The sequence below is a fragment of the Trichococcus patagoniensis genome, from assembly GCF_003051085.1.
GTDB classification, from domain to species: Bacteria; Bacillota; Bacilli; order Lactobacillales; family Aerococcaceae; genus Trichococcus; species Trichococcus patagoniensis.
The window spans coordinates 40,958-57,021 of record NZ_QAOM01000011.1 but is presented as its reverse complement, the minus strand read 5'-3'; the positions used below and the strand labels follow the sequence as shown (position 1 = coordinate 57,021).

14 protein-coding genes and 1 pseudogene are annotated in these 16,064 nt (G+C 45.1%); 11 read left to right on the top strand and 4 right to left on the bottom strand.

Features of this window, described 5'->3' with window-relative positions; translation table 11 throughout:
- Window positions 1-122: 122 nt before the first annotated feature.
- Window positions 123-782, top strand: coding sequence for a ribulose-phosphate 3-epimerase (gene rpe, locus C8U37_RS08795; RefSeq protein WP_108032872.1), 660 nt, complete (start codon window positions 123-125; stop codon window positions 780-782).
- 203 nt (window positions 783-985) lie between these two features.
- Here rpe and C8U37_RS08790 read toward each other — a convergent pair whose 3' ends face one another.
- Window positions 986-1,924: a sugar-binding transcriptional regulator gene (locus C8U37_RS08790; RefSeq protein ID WP_108032871.1), complete on the bottom strand. Its 939-nt coding sequence runs from the start codon at window positions 1,922-1,924 to the stop codon at window positions 986-988.
- 164 nt (window positions 1,925-2,088) lie between these two features.
- Here C8U37_RS08790 and C8U37_RS08785 point away from each other — a divergent pair, with 164 nt between their 5' ends.
- The 6 genes from C8U37_RS08785 (at window position 2,089) to C8U37_RS08760 (ending at window position 7,226) form a co-directional block, all read left to right on the top strand.
- Window positions 2,089-2,922, top strand: coding sequence for a class II fructose-bisphosphate aldolase (locus tag C8U37_RS08785; RefSeq protein ID WP_108032870.1), 834 nt, complete (start codon window positions 2,089-2,091; stop codon window positions 2,920-2,922).
- A gap of 21 nt (window positions 2,923-2,943) precedes the next feature.
- Window positions 2,944-3,651, top strand: a complete 708-nt coding sequence (locus tag C8U37_RS08780; RefSeq protein ID WP_108032869.1) for a triose-phosphate isomerase — start codon at window positions 2,944-2,946, stop codon at window positions 3,649-3,651.
- Window positions 3,648-4,166, top strand: coding sequence for a YjbQ family protein (locus C8U37_RS08775; protein WP_108032868.1), 519 nt, complete (start codon window positions 3,648-3,650; stop codon window positions 4,164-4,166). The genes C8U37_RS08780 and C8U37_RS08775 overlap by 4 nt, the downstream gene beginning before the upstream one ends.
- A 166-nt stretch (window positions 4,167-4,332) precedes the next feature.
- Window positions 4,333-4,860: a PTS glucitol/sorbitol transporter subunit IIC gene (gene srlA / locus C8U37_RS08770; protein WP_108032867.1), complete on the top strand. Its 528-nt coding sequence runs from the start codon at window positions 4,333-4,335 to the stop codon at window positions 4,858-4,860.
- A 56-nt stretch (window positions 4,861-4,916) separates the two neighbouring features.
- The gene (gene srlE / locus C8U37_RS08765; protein ID WP_108032866.1) at window positions 4,917-5,948 is read left to right on the top strand and encodes a PTS glucitol/sorbitol transporter subunit IIB; all 1,032 of its coding nucleotides are present in this window, start codon (window positions 4,917-4,919) and stop codon (window positions 5,946-5,948) included.
- A 30-nt stretch (window positions 5,949-5,978) separates the two neighbouring features.
- Window positions 5,979-7,226 (top strand): NAD(P)H-dependent oxidoreductase, encoded by a 1,248-nt coding sequence (locus tag C8U37_RS08760; RefSeq protein ID WP_108032865.1) that lies wholly within the window; start codon window positions 5,979-5,981, stop codon window positions 7,224-7,226.
- A 553-nt stretch (window positions 7,227-7,779) separates the two neighbouring features.
- On the opposite strand, the gene C8U37_RS08755 is transcribed toward C8U37_RS08760, so the two are convergent.
- The 3 genes from C8U37_RS08755 to C8U37_RS14460 all read right to left on the bottom strand — a co-directional run bounded on the left by C8U37_RS08755 (window position 7,780) and on the right by C8U37_RS14460 (window position 11,058).
- Complete coding sequence (locus tag C8U37_RS08755; RefSeq protein WP_108032864.1) at window positions 7,780-8,931, bottom strand: MFS transporter; 1,152 nt, start codon at window positions 8,929-8,931, stop codon at window positions 7,780-7,782.
- Window positions 8,932-9,277: 346 nt separating this feature from the next.
- Window positions 9,278-10,393, bottom strand: coding sequence for an RNA-guided endonuclease TnpB family protein (locus C8U37_RS08750; protein WP_108032863.1), 1,116 nt, complete (start codon window positions 10,391-10,393; stop codon window positions 9,278-9,280).
- 434 nt (window positions 10,394-10,827) lie between these two features.
- Window positions 10,828-11,058 (bottom strand): hypothetical protein, encoded by a 231-nt coding sequence (locus C8U37_RS14460; RefSeq protein ID WP_170100232.1) that lies wholly within the window; start codon window positions 11,056-11,058, stop codon window positions 10,828-10,830.
- Between the two features lie 258 nt (window positions 11,059-11,316).
- Between C8U37_RS14460 and C8U37_RS08735 the strand changes: the two genes are divergently transcribed.
- From C8U37_RS08735 to tkt, 4 genes and pseudogenes are all read left to right on the top strand, one after another.
- Window positions 11,317-11,622 carry a helix-turn-helix domain-containing protein gene (locus C8U37_RS08735; protein ID WP_211306156.1) on the top strand — a complete coding sequence of 102 codons (306 nt, stop codon included), beginning with the start codon at window positions 11,317-11,319 and terminating at the stop codon, window positions 11,620-11,622.
- Between the two features lie 346 nt (window positions 11,623-11,968).
- The gene (locus C8U37_RS08730) at window positions 11,969-12,685 is read left to right on the top strand and encodes a hypothetical protein (RefSeq protein WP_108032860.1); all 717 of its coding nucleotides are present in this window, start codon (window positions 11,969-11,971) and stop codon (window positions 12,683-12,685) included.
- A 352-nt stretch (window positions 12,686-13,037) separates the two neighbouring features.
- Window positions 13,038-14,228, top strand: a pseudogene (locus C8U37_RS08725) (BglG family transcription antiterminator); the annotation flags it as partial.
- A gap of 46 nt (window positions 14,229-14,274) precedes the next feature.
- The gene (tkt, locus tag C8U37_RS08720; RefSeq protein WP_108032859.1) at window positions 14,275-15,999 is read left to right on the top strand and encodes a transketolase; all 1,725 of its coding nucleotides are present in this window, start codon (window positions 14,275-14,277) and stop codon (window positions 15,997-15,999) included.
- Window positions 16,000-16,064: the final 65 nt, after the last annotated feature.

Below are 16,064 nucleotides of genomic sequence, written 5' to 3'. Positions count from 1 at the left end.
TTTGTTACTTCTTTTGTCTAAGCCCACATTCAAATCTGAACACTATCTACAGTTCCATGAGGAAATTGTCGGACGCAAACCGATGTACATAAAAAAAAATAAGAGATAAGGTGTGTGTGAAAATGAAAATTGCTCCATCCATATTAAGTGCTGATTTCGCGAATTTAGAGCGGGATGTCAAGTTGGTCGAACAAGCTGGTGCTGATTATATCCACATCGATGCCATGGACGGCCAATTCGTCGCCAATTTGACGTTGGGCCCAAATGTTGTGCAGGCAATCCGTCCGCACACAAAATTACCGTTGGATTGTCATTTGATGGTCAACACACCTGAAAATTTGATCCCGGCTTTCGCTAGGGCCGGCGCGGACATCATCACGATCCACGCGGAAGCTACTGCCCACATCCATGGCGCGATCCAGATGATCAAAAATGAAAACATTGCAGCCGGCGTCGTCATCAATCCGGGCACAAGCGTAGACGTCATCAAACCCGTTTTGGGCGATGTCGATATGGTGCTCGTCATGACCGTCAACCCGGGCTTCGGGGGCCAAGGCTTCATCGAAAGCACGTTGGACAAAATCCAAGAGCTGGCTACCTTGCGCGAAAAGCATGGCTATCATTACGAAATCGAAGTCGATGGCGGCATTACCCATAAGACGCTCATCAAGTGCCTTGAAGCGGGTGCTGATGTATTCGTAGCCGGTTCCTATATTTATGACGATGAAAATCCAGCAGCAGCCATCAGCCGACTGAAGGATGCGTGCGGTACTGCAGTCTGAGAAAGTTGTATGAGATTATAGAAGATAGTCCTGGATTATTCATATGTTTTAGGATCACACCCAAGCCTCCCTTCCTAGAAGCATTCGCATCTTGGGATTCAAAAAAAGGTTTCAATCACCATGATTCGGTGATTGGAACCTTTTCTCATTAGCTTCAGCAGCTTGCCGAAGGCTTTGCGAATTTGTTTGCCGCTTTTTGTAAATTATTCAGCAGACATTATATAGTCTGCAATTTCTTTATCTACTATTAGATGATCAATAAAACCTTTCTTTAATAAAGCTTTTATAGAGGGTGCTTTCTCTATGCCGGAAGCAAGAATCAGTGTCTCCTTGGCCATTTCCAAATCTTCCAGAGTGATTCCGAGCATTCTTTCGGAAACGGTAGTTGCTACGGAATTTCCTTCTTCATCGAAGAAAGTAGCCAAAGCATCTCCCACTACAGCAGCATTTTTTATAATATTCTTTTCTTGTTCGGATATATATCCGAACTGTCTGTAAGTGGAGGATTCAATGGGGTTGCCTATACCTACGATGGTCAAATCGACGCTTTTTCCTTTTTGGTATATTTGCTTAATCAGCTCAGTTGATTCCAGAATATTCTTTACTTCAATGCTTTCTGCTATTGCTGGGGCATAAAAATAATTGACGGAACAATTGTATTTATTAGCCAGTTGGAAAGCTAAATGATTCGAGTGGTATTGGACATTATTGATTCCAAATCCCCCGATTAAGGGAACGATATCCAAATGATTAAAGTCTGCGTATGATGCTGCTTGAACAAATTCAAAAATGGTGGTCCCCCAACCAATGCCGATGGATTCGATATCGAGCGCTTTTTTTTCCACAAAATCAGCACAGAGACTGCCTACCATATTTTTATTTGTAAGTGTCCCGTAACCTTGTGGAGCTATAGTGACACTTTGAAGGTTATACAAAGCGGCAATAGCTTCTTGCTGTTTATTGGCATTCATTTTTGAATGTTGAATTGTTATGCGCACAATTCCCTTTTCTTTTGCTTCCTTCAATAGGGTGGAAACGGTCGGACGAGAGATCTTCAATCTTTTTGCAATCTCACTTTGGGTAAAATCTGCTTCATAATACAAAGTTGCTACTTTAATCATCAAGTCATCTCTTTTTAACAATTGAAAAACTCCTTCTGCGAATTAGGGGGACTCGCTTTGCACTCTTTTTACAAATGTAAAACCGCCTGAAAAATGTAAACGGAAGTGTTTACAACGTTGATACCATAACCTATTATACGGTATATAGATTGCTGAAACAATACTACTCAAATGGAGGGATTACCTTGTTAGTAAATTCCAAAGAGCTCATGTTACATGCCAAAAAAAATAGCTATGCCATTCCAGCTACAAATTTTATCGATTTAGATTCAGCCAGAACGTATGTAGCGGTTGCCGAAAAAAGGAACCTGCCTTTAATTTTGCCGTTTGCCCAATCACATAAGGACATTTTATCTTTGGAGGAAGCAGCATTAATCGGTAAGTTTCTCGCCGAAAAAGCTACTGTTCCGATTGTGTTGCACTTGGATCATGGAGAAGATAAAGAATTCATTTTCCGTGCGATTGAACTGGGCTTTACATCGGTCATGATAGATGCATCGCAAAAACCGTTTGAGGAGAACATAAAAATTACGCAGGAAGTTGTGGCATTCGCTCATAAACATAATGTCACTGTGGAAGCTGAACTAGGCCATGTGGGTGCTAATGATACATCAGAATCCAGTGAAATCACCTCATCGATCTACACGGAAGTGGATAAAGTAGTGGCTTTTGTGGACCAGACCAATGTTGACTCATTGGCGATATCAATCGGAACCGCACATGGTGTCTATAAAGGAACGCCGAAATTGAATTTTGAAAGGCTGCAAGAAATAAATGACATTGTGGATATTCCACTAGTTCTCCATGGCGGATCCTCAACGGGAGATGAAAATCTCACGAGATGCGCAACAAGCGGAATTTCAAAGATCAATATCTACACGGATTTTTTGAACGGTGCAATGGCAGAGATCAACAAAGAAAAACCAGATAATTACATAGATTTAAAGAGTGCAGCCAATAAAGGGATGACCGAAGTGTTGAATCATTATTATGACGTTTTCCAAACAAAAAATAAATGACAGTCAGAAGGAGAAGCACTTATGGATACTCAGAACATTAAAACGCCATTTTTTATCTTTAACCCCAAATCATATTTATATGGTAATGAGCTACTGAAATTGGCAACCACAGCAGATGAACTTGCAAAAAAATATGATATCTCTGTTTTTGTCACGGGGCCTTTTGCGGATCTGCAGGCGATAGCTGAAGCTACTGGCCAAGTGATTGTTACTGCCCAGCATATAGACGGTATTGTCCCCTGTAGAGGCATGGGACATGTTCTCCCAGAATCGATAAGCAATGCAGGAGCGAGAGCTACTTTCTTGAATCATGCGGAACGTCCGATGACACTTGCGGAACTGTCGCAGGCTATTAAAAGGACCAAAGAGCTGGGCTTGATTTCTATCGTCTGTGCCGATTCCATCCTGGAAGCCAAAGCAATTGCCCAGATGAATCCGGAGATTATTTTGTGTGAACCGACAGAATTGATAGGCACGGGAGAAACCAGTGATGAAAGTTATATCAGGGAAACGAATGAAGCCATAAAGGCTATCAATGATCAAATTTTGGTTATGCAAGCTGCGGGTATCAGTACAGCAGGTGACGTGTACCGAACAATCGTTTTAGGAGCGGATGGTACCGGCTGCACCAGCGGAATTGTAAAAGCTGAAAATCCGGAGCAAATGTTGATTGACATGGTGAAAGCTGCAGTTAAAGCCAAAAAAAGCTTAAAGGAGAGAGAAAGATGACAGTCTATAAAAAGCATGTAAAAGTCCTTTCTGAGGAAGGAAAAGTATCCTATGCGGATATTACGGAGGACGTAAAAAAGGCTATTGCAGAGAGTCAGATTGAAAATGGTATCTGTGTAGTTGTGACTCCTCATACAACCTGCTCCGTTTTCTTCGAAGAGTATGCGCACGATATCAATGCAGCGGGAGATGAGTTTTTACAAGAGGATCTCAATACGGTTCTAGAGAAAATCATTCCTGATCACGTAAGCGCTGAAACATACGTGTATCCGGGAGAAAAACACTATGAGGCCGTAGAATCTTGGCCGAATGCGGATGAATATTTGCCGAATGGGGACAGGACGGCCCTGTGGAATGGGGATGCTCATCTAAAAGCTACTTTGATTGGGTCAAGTACAGTTTTTGAAGTCGATAATAATAAATTGGCTGTGGGCAGTACGGGCTATGTCTATTTTGCGGATTTTGACAGAACCCGAGCAAGAGAACGCAAGTGCAGCATTATCGTGATGGGATAAAAAATCATGCTTCAATACGGAAGGACGAGCAGGAATACAAATATTGGTGTAGCTGGTGTTCCTGGCTCTCGTTCTATCTATTGTACCGGCTTTGTAAGAGAACAGAAATGCGGCGCTTTTTTTAAACCAGAAATGTAAGCGCTGTTAAAAGAATGGAGAGATAGACATGCAGGCAATAGAATGGTTCGGAACGAATTTTATAGGATTGTTTGAAGCGGGTGCAGAAACCTTTATGGGATTTATGACGGGGATTATCCCTTTACTGGTAGTGCTTTTGACATTCACGAACTCAGTCATAGCTTTAATCGGACAAGACAGAGTCGATAGTGCGATACGAAAAAGTGCAAAGTACACTTTGTTGAGATATACAGTTATGCCGATCCTTTCGGTGTTATTGTTGACGAACCCGATGGCATATACTTTCGGAAAATTCTTAAAAGAAGAGCAAAAACCAGCCTTCTACGATGCGGCTGTCAGTTTTGTTCATCCGGTGACAGGCTTATTGCCTTATGCAAACGCTGGGGAATTATTTGTTTATCTCGGCATTGCGAATGGGGTGATGGAGGCAGGATATAACCAAGGCAGTCTTGCAGTCCGTTACTTCCTGACGGGTATTATTGTGATTTTACTGCGTGGGGTTGTGACAGAACGGATCACCAAATTCTTGGCTAAGCGTAGTGGTGTAGTACTGTGAAAAGGTTATTTCAATAATGCAGCTAAATAAGCGGACGATGAGATAGGAGAGATACTATGTCAGAAAAATATAGAAGCGTCTTTGTCGGAAAAGGACAAGGTGGTTGGGGGAGCGGTTTAATCATTACTCCCACAGAACGGAAGAATAAAATCATCTCGGTTACCGGGGGTGGAATCCATCCGGTCGCAAGAGAAATAGCTCAGCTTAGCGGTGCAGAAGCAGTGGATGGCTTCAAAAATTCCGTTCCGGAAGAGGAAATTGCTGCCGCGGTAATCGATTGTGGCGGAACTGCTCGAATAGGTGTTTACCCGATGAAAAATATCCTAACTATCGATGTCCTGCCATCCTCACCTTCAGGGCCCCTATCAAAATTCATCAACGAGGAAAACTTTGTTTCTGGAGTAAGACCGAAAGATATCAGTGTGCTTGACGAGAATCAAGAAATAAAGCACGCAACGCTAACTACTGCTTCACAAGAAGAAAAAGCTGCATCAAGGGATGAGGAAACTTTTGATGAAAAGTACAAAAAAGCAAAGGCAGAAAACAAGTCACTTACCCAAAATGATAGCTTGTTAGTCCGCTTTTCTCGAGGTATTGGTAAAGTCATGGGCGTATTTTATCAAGCTGGACGCGATACGGTAGATATGATACTGAAAAACATCATCCCTTTTATGGCCTTCATAAGTATGTTAATAGGAATGATCAACTATACAGGGATTGGGGATATGATCGCGAACTTATTGGTGCCACTGTCAGATTCGATTTTTGGCTTCATCATCATCGCCTTCATCGCCAGTCTGCCGTTCCTGTCGCCTATTCTGGGGCCAGGAGCTGTAATCGCTCAAGTAGTTGGTGTTCTGATAGGCTCCCAGATAGCTATGGGAACGATCCCCGTAACGTATGCATTACCTGCACTCTTCGCAATCAATGCACAAGCCGGTTGTGACTTTATTCCGGTTGGGTTGTCCTTGGGTGAGGCGAAAGCCGAGACTGTTCAAATCGGTGTGCCGGCAATTCTTTACAGTCGTGTTGTGACAGGAGCTTTATCCGTTGTCATCGCATGGGCACTCAGTATTGGTATGTACTAAAAAATATAAACACCATTAGGAGGAATTGGAATGACCTTGTACAGTAAATTGCTGGACAGAGAAAAGGATCAAAACCCTATTAAAGTAGGTGTTATCGGTGCAGGACAAATGGGAAGAGGCATGATTGCCCAGATTTCTACCATTCCTGGAATGATCGTTGCAGGCATCAGTGACATCAATCTGGACACTGCAAACAAGGCTGCGGATGAATATAGAAAAACGGATACTTATGGAAATGAGGTTCATACTAGCACGGACTTCAAAGATATCATTCATGATGAAAATGTGGAGGTTGTAGTCGAAGCTACAGGTGTGACTGAAGTGGGAGCCAAAGTTGCGATGGAAACACTGCTTGCAAAGAAACATTTGGTGCTGATCAACGTGGAAATCGATATCACGATCGGATCTTTGATGAAACAAATGTATGATGCAGCAGGACTGATTTATACTGGATCGGATGGTGATGAACCTGCAGCGGTTGTAGAACTGTATGAGTTCGCTAAAACAATGGGTATGGAAGTGTTGGTTGCCGGTAAAGGAAAGAATAATAAACTGAAAGTGACCGCTAACCCGGATACGGCTAAAGAAGAAGCGGAATCCAAAAATATGAATCCGCATATGTTGGCCGCTTTCCAAGATGGAACCAAAACAATGGCCGAAATGAACTTGCTTTCCAATGCAATCGGATTTGTGCCGGATATCATCGGAATGCATGGGGTCTCAGCGGATTTGGATACGACCTTGGAAAAATTAACTACCAAAGAAAACGGAGGCGTCCTTAATAACTTCGGAGCAGTGGAATATGTCGATGGACTGGCTCCAGGGGTTTTTGTGATTGTGAAAGGGCAAAATGAAGGCGTATCGGAAGAATTGAACTACCTCATGAAAAAAGGCGACCGTGATCATCATATCCTTTACAGACCCTATCATTTAGCAAGTCTGGAAACACCTTTAACAATCGCAAAAGCAATTCTTGAACATGATCACGCTATTGTTCCAATGGGTGTTCCTGTATCAGATACGGTTGCCGTAACGAAAAAAGCAATCAAGGCAGGTGAACCTGTTGACGGCATCGGCGGGTATTGTGTTCGAGGCGTTATTGCTAAACATGAAGAAGTTCTGGACAAAGGCTTCATTCCTATTGGTCTTGTGACGGGGAGAACGATTGCTAAGAGAGATATTCCTGAAGGGACATTCCTGACGGAGGATGATGTTGAACTAGATACAACAACAACCGTATATCGCCTACGCAAAATGCAGGATGAAATGATTGGATAGGAAATGTAGAAGATAGTTTTAAAAAAATAGATTACGAATTGATTTGATTAAATTCCTTCATTTGGGTAGATCCAGTCAAATCTCCGACAGGTCAATCGCTCCCCATCCGAATATGGCGGAAGTTTTCAATGATGTTTTGAAATGAATAAAAAAACGAGATGGCCCGCCGCCAGCAACATCGGCTTCCGCTGCGCAAAGGATCTCGAAGAAAAATAATCCCAAAAAAAGGCAAGAACGCACCCGCATGCGGGAAGTTCCTGCCTTTTTGGGCAGTCTTTTGATTCAGTTTTTTCCGGGATGATAGCTCGGCTGAAATAATCCGCCCGCAACTCCGGCGAAAGAGCCACTCACCGGAGTTCGTCGGTAATCATAAGCCTTAACTCCGACGAAGCCGGCGTCATCGGAGAACGCAAGCAGAATGTAGGCTGAACTCCGGCGAAGCCTCCGTTCACCGGAGGAGAACAGAACAGATCGCTGTTTTTGCAAGAAACAGCTTCCAGCCTTTTTCTGCAGCCTATTGATTCAGGCATGTCCGAGATTCTTCAGTCCGAACTCAAGGATATTTCTTCATCGAAACCAATTGGATCAGCACAATCGCCAAGCTGGTCAAGAGGGTGACGAAGACGATGCTATGGATGCCGCTGAGGTTGATGACGACGGCGGCAAGGCTGGCGCCGAACGCACCGCCCAATTGGATCAAGGAACCGTTGATGCTGAGCATGAAGCTGGATTTGTTGTCGGTCACTTGGGCGATGCCGGTGTTGAGCTGCAGACCGGTGAACCAGGCGCTCATCAGCCACACGATGATGAAGAGCACGCTTAACCCTTTCGACGGTTGGAAAACAAGGATCAGCAGCATCGCGGCCGTTTGGAGAACGGCTCCGAGCATCATTGACTTGACGTATCCGATAGCATCCGATACGTGGCCGCCGATCAGATTGCCTGCGAAACTGGCGAGGCCGAGCGCGACCAATATCAGGCTCATCAGCGGCTCGATGGAAGGGAACAGCAGCAACAAGTACGGGGTCGCATAGGTGTAGAACGCATGGTACCCCATAAACATGGTCAACGTATAGGCAAGCAGCAGCAACGTTTTCCCATCCTTAAAGAACTGCAGCTCTTTTTTCAGATCCAGTTTGGTGGCCTCGTGATCCGCTTTCGGCAAGAATTTGATGAAATAAGCAAGAGACAGCATCATCATGCCATTTAAAATCCAAAAAATGCTGCGCCAATCCAGGACGGCGGACAAGACCCGCGTCAACGGAATACCGATGACAAGCGCCAAGGAGCTGCCCATGATGTAGAAAGCCAGGGAACGCCCCTGCCTATCCTTGGGAGAGAGCGCCAAGACCGTCGAAATGGCCAACACACCATAGCTGTTGGCGGAAATCCCCATCAGCAAGCGCACGATTAGCAACTGCACAAAATTTTGGGCATAGATGAGCGCGAAGGTTGTCAAAATCGTCGCAAACAACATCAGCTTCAGCATCCGGCTGCGTTCGACCTTCCGGAACAGGATCAAAGTGATCGGCACCCCGAACGCCGCCCCATAAGAGTACATCGTGTTCAGCAACCCGGATTCGGCCACTGAGATGCCCAACGAAACGGCGACCTTATCCAGAATGCCGCTGAACACAAAAGCCGTCATAGCCAGCACAAAGCTCATCGAGCTGAAGACCAGCAACATCATGTTTGGTTTTTTCATTTTATTCTCCTTTAGACGATGATTCTCATCCGTGTTTTTGTTTGCGGTTACAAAAAGCCGCGCCCGGAACCTCCGGGCAACTTTTCCGCATTTAAATACAGTATACAGGTTGAACTGGACTCTAAGTCAAGGCTCTTCGTCAACTACCCCCACTTAACTGGTCCTTTGGACCAGTTAAGTGGGGGCCTGTGCAGGCTTGAAAGCCCCACTGCCAATCCTCATCGGCAGTGTCTACACTTGTCTCTCTCCGGCAGTGCGGACGGCCTTTGCGGGCCTCCTGCCTTAGGTTGAGGAAACATCCGGGATTGCTCCCGCAGGACGGTTGACTTCGCCCTTGCCGCAACGGTCATGCCGGAGCGGCACCGGCACTGATGGCTTCAACGCCTTTTCGGTGCAGGTTCATCGCGCCGATACGGTCATCGTTTGATGTATATCGGCAGTTTTTGCAACAGAACGTGTGCGTGCGTTTGTTCCGGTTTGCCTTTTCGACGTGCCCGCATTTTGGACAGGTCTGGGAAGTGTACTTCGGATTCACCACAAGCACGCATTGCCCATTCAATTGGGCTTTGTACGTCAGCAGGGTCCGGAACTGGTAGAATGCCCACGAAACGGATACGTATCGGTCTTTTGTCCGGACTTTCTCGGTGGCATTTCGGACACCGGTCAAGTCTTCGAGCACAAAACAGGTACCAACAGGGTACTGTTCAACGAGTGCCTTGGTGATCTGATGATTGATGTCAGTCACATAACGGTTTTCTCGTGAACCGGTTTCCTTGATTCTTTTGCGGGCAGAAGCGGTTTGTTTTTGTTGCAGTTGCTTGCGCACCGCCTTTTGTTGGGCGCGTTTGTGCTTGATCGTACGTCCGCTGTAGAAAGTGGTTTTCCCCTGACTGTCATATGCAGTGGCCAGAAAATTGATTCCCAGGTCAATGCCGACAATGTTGTTGGTGTCTGCCGGATCCAATTCCGCGAATGCCTTCGTCATCGGGATGTGCAGGAACCATTTGCCGGCTTTGTGCACGAGTTTGGCGGTGCCGAATTTCCAGGTGCCATCAAAGTAACGGTTCATGGCTTTTTTCTCGAACTTGACCCGCAATCTCCCGTCCAACGTGTTGACGGAAAATCGATTTTGATTGAGGGAGTAGTCGCGGTTCCACACGAGGTCGTATTCGGGCAATTTGAAAATCACTTGGCTCCAGTTGTGACCGTTCGACTTGGCGGACTTGTAGCGTGCAAGGACCGTTTTCATCACTGATTGCGCCATCTGGCTTTTCAGTCCAAAAGCATTGCGCAGTTCCTTGTAATACAGGGCATTCAAATTGCGCTGATTGAGTTCCTTGGATTCGAAGACTTTGCCGCTCAGCCAATTGCAAGCTTTGCGGTAGGCGTTGGAAGTCAGTATGAGACTTTCGGTATCTGAATCAGACACATAGATTTGAATTTTGGCAGTGACCGTTGCCATTTGGAGTCACCTCTTTTCACTAAAGCAATTATACTGCCGCTGCACTGAAAGAACAAAATTTAAGAAGAAAAGGAGGGAGGCAAAGAGAACGCGTCCGCTTAACAAGCGGACGGCCATTCCTCCCCTACCTACGCCATGCTTAGAGGTGGAGGTCTCCTTGCCGAAAAAGATGAAAATTTCTGTCACAGTAGTAGGCGATAGAAAATGCTGATGCAAAAACGTAAAGTTCAGAGTGACAAATATGTAAAATTGAAATGGAAAATATGTAAAATTGAATTGGAAAATATGTAAAATACGTCCCAGAAAACCCGTATCGACGGCGAATAGATGAAAGGACAAAGGCAGCATTTTTTTTGCAGAAATTCAGGTGATCGACAGCATATTGTAGCGCTTCAGCAAATGGATGTCTTCCTTGGATACTTTCAGTTTCTCGGTCAGCTGCGCGCATCCTCTTTCAATGGGGGTCTGGAGAATAGCATTTTTACCGCGATAGGCATAATGGGGTGGGAAGATAAGCCGAAGAACAAGCTCCATTTGGTGTCGGCATCCAGAAAGGAAGCCAGGATGCTGATCGTCACTTGCTCCATGTAGGTGTCCTGATTCCGCAGCAAGCGGAACACCTGCCGCTGTTCTTCGCCCGCGAAGCCGGCGACATGTTTGTCCAAAACTCGGCCGGCTTCATCCGCCTGAACCTTGCCTGCCCAAGATCCGTTCTGCAGGAAGGGCTGAGACGAATCAGCCAGGCCAGTGCCCGGCTTGACGAGGGCACAACGACAGCAGCTCCCGCCGAAGTTTTCGGCTGAACGCTTTTTGGGGTTACACTTTCCATTCTAGCACCGTCTTTGTAAGTAGAGACCCACGATGCTCCGATCACGGAGATGGAGCATCGTGGGTCCGAGACCGAAAAAGAAAGCAGGATGAAAATGATGGAGAAAGTGATAGACATATTTGCGATGGGATATGGAACCGTTCCGAGAATGGTGATGACAGACAGAGAACTCACAATCGAGGCAAAAGCAATCTATGCGTACTTTGCCGCATGCATCGGAGCCGGAGACACATATTTCCCGACGGTGGAAGACATCTGCAAAGATCTAAAAATGGGCATGGAACGATTCCAGAAGCACAAGAAACTTCTGATCAAAAAAGGCTACCTGACCATTAAAAAAGACCCCACCGCAAACGGAAGATTTGGTACAAATGTTTATGTGATTCAGCAGTTGGCCTGAGTTAAAATCAATGTTATCAACGATCCAACAAAAATGATTGGTGGATGTATCGGGAACATCGGTCGGGCTGAATAGCTGATCGAGGAAGAACTTGTGAAACGAGCGGCCCGCGTAATCAGGGAGTGCGAGAATGAAGGCTGAAGGAACTCTGTGTTGACAGAAATCCTTCAGGCTTTATTTTTTTATGTTGGAAACAGGATTGATGATCAAGGCGAAGGTAATCTACGCCTGCATTGCTGCGTGTATCGGATAGAGAGTGTTTGCGGTAAAATAGAATTATTATCAGAACAATGTAGGCGTTTGGCAATTACCGCATGTTCAAAATTGTCTAGAAAGGAACTAAACCATGAACAAGAAAGTGGCGCGGGTATTATTGCTCTCTTTAGGTTTAATGGGATGCTCTCAAGAAAAAAATCAAGCTCCGGCTCAAACTAGTGAGACTATTTCATCTGTCCTCAGTGAGGAAATACCCAAAGAAAGCAAACAGACTGACAGTACCATATATTCTGAAGCGGAAAGCAGCCAATTGATTATGGCTCCAAAAATATATACAGAAAGCGAAAAACAAGTGATTTCCCAAGAGTTTCTGGATTGGGCATCCTACCGGGCCGAAATTGGAAGTATGGCTGTTTCGAATTATCTATTGGGACATGGTGATTGGTATGCGAATACAGTGAATGGGGAGATACAGATTCAAAATATAGGGCAGGGAATACCCGGATATGATCATTTTCCTATCCATTTGATTGGCGGAGTTGTTTTTTATACGTCCAAAGAGCCGTTTTATGGGTATGATGAACGCCCCAACTCAGAAGCAATCGCTGTCGGCTTTCATCGTCTCGCGGATTTAAATATGCCCATTACTCAATATTTGTTGGGTGATGACGGTATTGTGTATGAGTTAGGCGGAATGAATCCAGATTTATTCAGCTTCAGTGGAGGCTACGGACTCTACGCTGATGATGGAACTAAGGTTGGCGGAGACAGCCCTTATGTTTTCCTTGTTTCAGAAGATACTGATGCGCAAGTGAAATACACAGAAATATTGATGAAGTACGATTGAACGGCATAATAGTCATTTATAAAACAGAAACCTTGAGAGTGTCTTGCTTCGGCAGCATTTTCAAGGCTTTTTTTTGCAAAAAGATAGAATTTATAGAGCGATTATTAGCTATCTGAAAAAATATAGACACTTCCAAATGATGATTTCTATATCTTGAAGGTGATATAATCAAGGCCTTATTGGTCTTTGTGCATGCTGTACTATCTAAGATTATAAGATACAAACGATAGATTAAGGTACGAAGTTTGCAACATCTCAAAAAATGAAGCGCTATCATTGTTGCAGGAACTTGTCATATTCAGTTGCTGTAATGGAATCTATAATCATAAGTGTAGTTTGATAACGCTAACAAATGAAAACTCGAGTTAAGGAAGTGCTTATCAGAATGCTTACAAAGCGGCAAAAAAAATTATTGGATCTTCTGATCCACCAAGATGATTTTCAGACGGTGGATTTTTTTTCAAAGAAATTAGGTGTTTCAAAAAGGACGATACATTCCGAAATTAAGCTAATCGAGGACTATGTAAAAAGTTCAGGAGAATACATCGAAAAGAGGAGGGGAGTCGGAATCGCCTTACGAAAGGCGAGTGAAGAAATGGACCCAGCGGAAATGGATGAGGGTGCGGATGTGTACTCGACCGTTTCCAGAAGAATTGAAATCATGAAGTACTTGCTTTTTGAGGAGAAGGTAAGCTTCAGCAGCCTTTCTAATCACTTCATGGTCAGTAAAACCTCAATTAAAAATGACTTGATGTTTGTAATGAAGGTTCTGAGTGAAGGAAACGACAGCAAACTTCAGGGAGATATTCAGGGAACAAGGCTAATCGGAGCGGAAGAGGATATCCAAAAGGCATTTCTTCAATTCAATCGCTATGTCTTGAGCAACTCTGATTATTATATCGAAGATGAAATAACGAAAAAGATGAAGTTGCTGGAAGTGTATTATGGGGAACCACTAATCAGTGTCTGCTCCAACATTTTATACAACTACGTAAGAAACCATGCAAATGCTATTTCAGATTATTATGTTCAAAACGTATTGAATATATTTGTCATCTTGATATATCGGATAAAAATGGGCCATCATATCAGCGTTACTGCTGCAGCAAATCATCCGGTAGAGGATTCATTTTTTGAAGAAAGTGCAAATGAATTGTTGAATAAAGCGGCGCTCAGGCTGGACTTATCGTATACGCCTGGGGATGTGAAATATCTTTCCCATCATTTGATTTTGAATCGGTTCGAATCACTACCAGAGCAGAAAATTGACGTTTCGCTAGTCGACAGCCTATTGGCCCGTGTTTCGGAATCGTTGAACATCAATTTTTCCGGAGATGAAAAGCTGGGGAATCAACTGAGGAATCACATTCCACCGATGATTTATCGGTTGCGGGCGAAGAATAAAATCGAAAACCCGTTTACTTCCCGAATCAAAACGGAATTTTCCCTTACCTTCAATGTGATTTGGGTGGTGCTGAGTGAATACGAAAAGGAACTTGGAATTTCCTTCAATGAAGACGAAATCGCTTTTCTGACGATTTACTTTCAAGCAGCCATCGAAAGAGCAAAGATGAACCGAAGAATACTGGTTGTCTGTCAAATGGGGTTCCAAGACGCCCGGACATCCGGAAGTCCATCATACGGATGGTGTAGAGGCGACTACCGGACCATTGGGCCAAAGAATCGCGATGGCTGTCGGTATGGCGATGGCTGAGGCGCATCTGGCAGCAACTTACAATAAAGAGAATTTCCCGGTTGTAGACCATTACACGTACGGCTTGTGCGGCGATGGTGATTTGATGGAAGGCATCTCCCACGAGGCGTGCTCGTTAGCAGGGCACCTAAAACTAGGCAAGTTGATCGTATTGTACGATTCGAATGATATCTCGCTGGACGGGCCGACGGATAAATCCTTTACTGAAAACGTAGGCAAAAGGTTTGAGGCTTATGACTGGCAACATATCCTGGTTGAAGATGGCAATGATTTGGATGCAATCCACGCGGCTATCGAGACTGCCAAATCCGAAAAGGACAAGCCGACTTTGATTGAAGTCAAAACCGTCATCGGTTATGGTTCCGTCAGCCAAGGAACTTCCAAAGTACATGGATCGCCATTAGGGAAAATGGACGCCGAAAATGTCAAAGCCTTTTATGCGTTTGATAAGGACAAGAAATTTGATGTATCCGAAGAAGTATATGAGCATTTCCGGAATGAAATCATTGTCAGAGGGGAAGCGACTCAAAAAGAATGGGAAGAATTGTTTGCTGGCTATCAAGCAGCTTATCCTGAATTGGCCGAGCAATATGCTGTGGCCCACTCAGGGGATCTTCCGGAGAACTGGGCTAAGAATCTGCCGACTTATGAGGTAGGCGTGAACTCAGCGAGCAGGGTCACCAGCAAAGAAACCATCCAGGCGTTGGCAAAAACAGTGCCGTTTTTATGGGGCGGATCTGCGGATTTGTCCTCATCAAACAACACAATGGTCGCCAATGAAGCGGATTTTGAACCGGCGCATTTCGCAGGACGCAACATTTGGTTCGGTGTGCGCGAATTCGCTATGGCCTCCGCTATGAACGGCATCCAATTGCACGGTGGAACAAAAGTTTACGGAGGAACATTCTTCGTATTCCTCGACTATCTGAAAGCGGCCGTACGTCTGAGTGCCATCCAAAAAGTGCCGGTAACCTACGTTTTGACGCATGATTCAGTGGCGGTCGGCGAAGATGGTCCCACACATGAACCGATCGAACAACTGGCAAGTCTGCGTTGCATGCCGAACGTTCATGTCATCAGGCCAGCCGATGGCAATGAGACGGTCGCCGCCTGGAAAATCGCGATGCAGTCCAAGGAGACGCCTACCGTCTTGGTGCTGAGCCGACAAAACTTGCCTGTCATGCCTAAGACAAAGGAACTGGCTGAGGACGGTGTGGCGAAAGGCGGTTACGTCCTATCCAAACAACAGGGCGATAAACCCGACGGCATCCTGATCGCAACTGGTTCTGAAGTGAACCTGGCAATCCAAGCGCAAAGCGTCCTGAGGGAACAAGGGAAGGACGTTTCTGTTGTTTCCCTGCCAAGCTTCGATCTGTTCAATCGTCAATCAGCGGAATACAAAGAATCCGTGTTACCGAAAGACGTGAAGAAGCGCGTTTCGGTTGAAATGGGCGCCAGCTTCGGTTGGGAGCGCTACGTTGGGGATCATGGCGCCAGCATTTCAATCGACACCTTCGGAGCCAGCGCACCTGGAGACACGGTCATCCGCGAATATGGGTTTACGGTAGAAAGAGTCGTTTCTGTCTTTAACGCGTTATAAAAAGGATAAGGGGATAAGACTCTGTGGAGTTTTGTCCCTTTTTGTACTACTGTTAAGAAGAATCA

What these genes read in the sequence shown, in the direction of transcription:
- rpe (WP_108032872.1), top strand. Translation starts at nt 123, where the DNA reads ATGAAAATTGCTCCATCCATATTAAGTGCTGATTTCGCGAATTTAGAG.
- C8U37_RS08780 (WP_108032869.1), top strand. Translation starts at nt 2,944, where the DNA reads ATGGATACTCAGAACATTAAAACGCCATTTTTTATCTTTAACCCCAAA.
- C8U37_RS08775 (WP_108032868.1), top strand. Translation starts at nt 3,648, where the DNA reads ATGACAGTCTATAAAAAGCATGTAAAAGTCCTTTCTGAGGAAGGAAAA.
- srlA (WP_108032867.1), top strand. Translation starts at nt 4,333, where the DNA reads ATGCAGGCAATAGAATGGTTCGGAACGAATTTTATAGGATTGTTTGAA.
- srlE (WP_108032866.1), top strand. Translation starts at nt 4,917, where the DNA reads ATGTCAGAAAAATATAGAAGCGTCTTTGTCGGAAAAGGACAAGGTGGT.
- C8U37_RS08760 (WP_108032865.1), top strand. Translation starts at nt 5,979, where the DNA reads ATGACCTTGTACAGTAAATTGCTGGACAGAGAAAAGGATCAAAACCCT.
- C8U37_RS08755 (WP_108032864.1), bottom strand. Translation starts at nt 8,931, where the DNA reads ATGAAAAAACCAAACATGATGTTGCTGGTCTTCAGCTCGATGAGCTTT.
- C8U37_RS08750 (WP_108032863.1), bottom strand. Translation starts at nt 10,393, where the DNA reads ATGGCAACGGTCACTGCCAAAATTCAAATCTATGTGTCTGATTCAGAT.
- C8U37_RS08735 (WP_211306156.1), top strand. Translation starts at nt 11,317, where the DNA reads ATGATGGAGAAAGTGATAGACATATTTGCGATGGGATATGGAACCGTT.
- C8U37_RS08730 (WP_108032860.1), top strand. Translation starts at nt 11,969, where the DNA reads ATGAACAAGAAAGTGGCGCGGGTATTATTGCTCTCTTTAGGTTTAATG.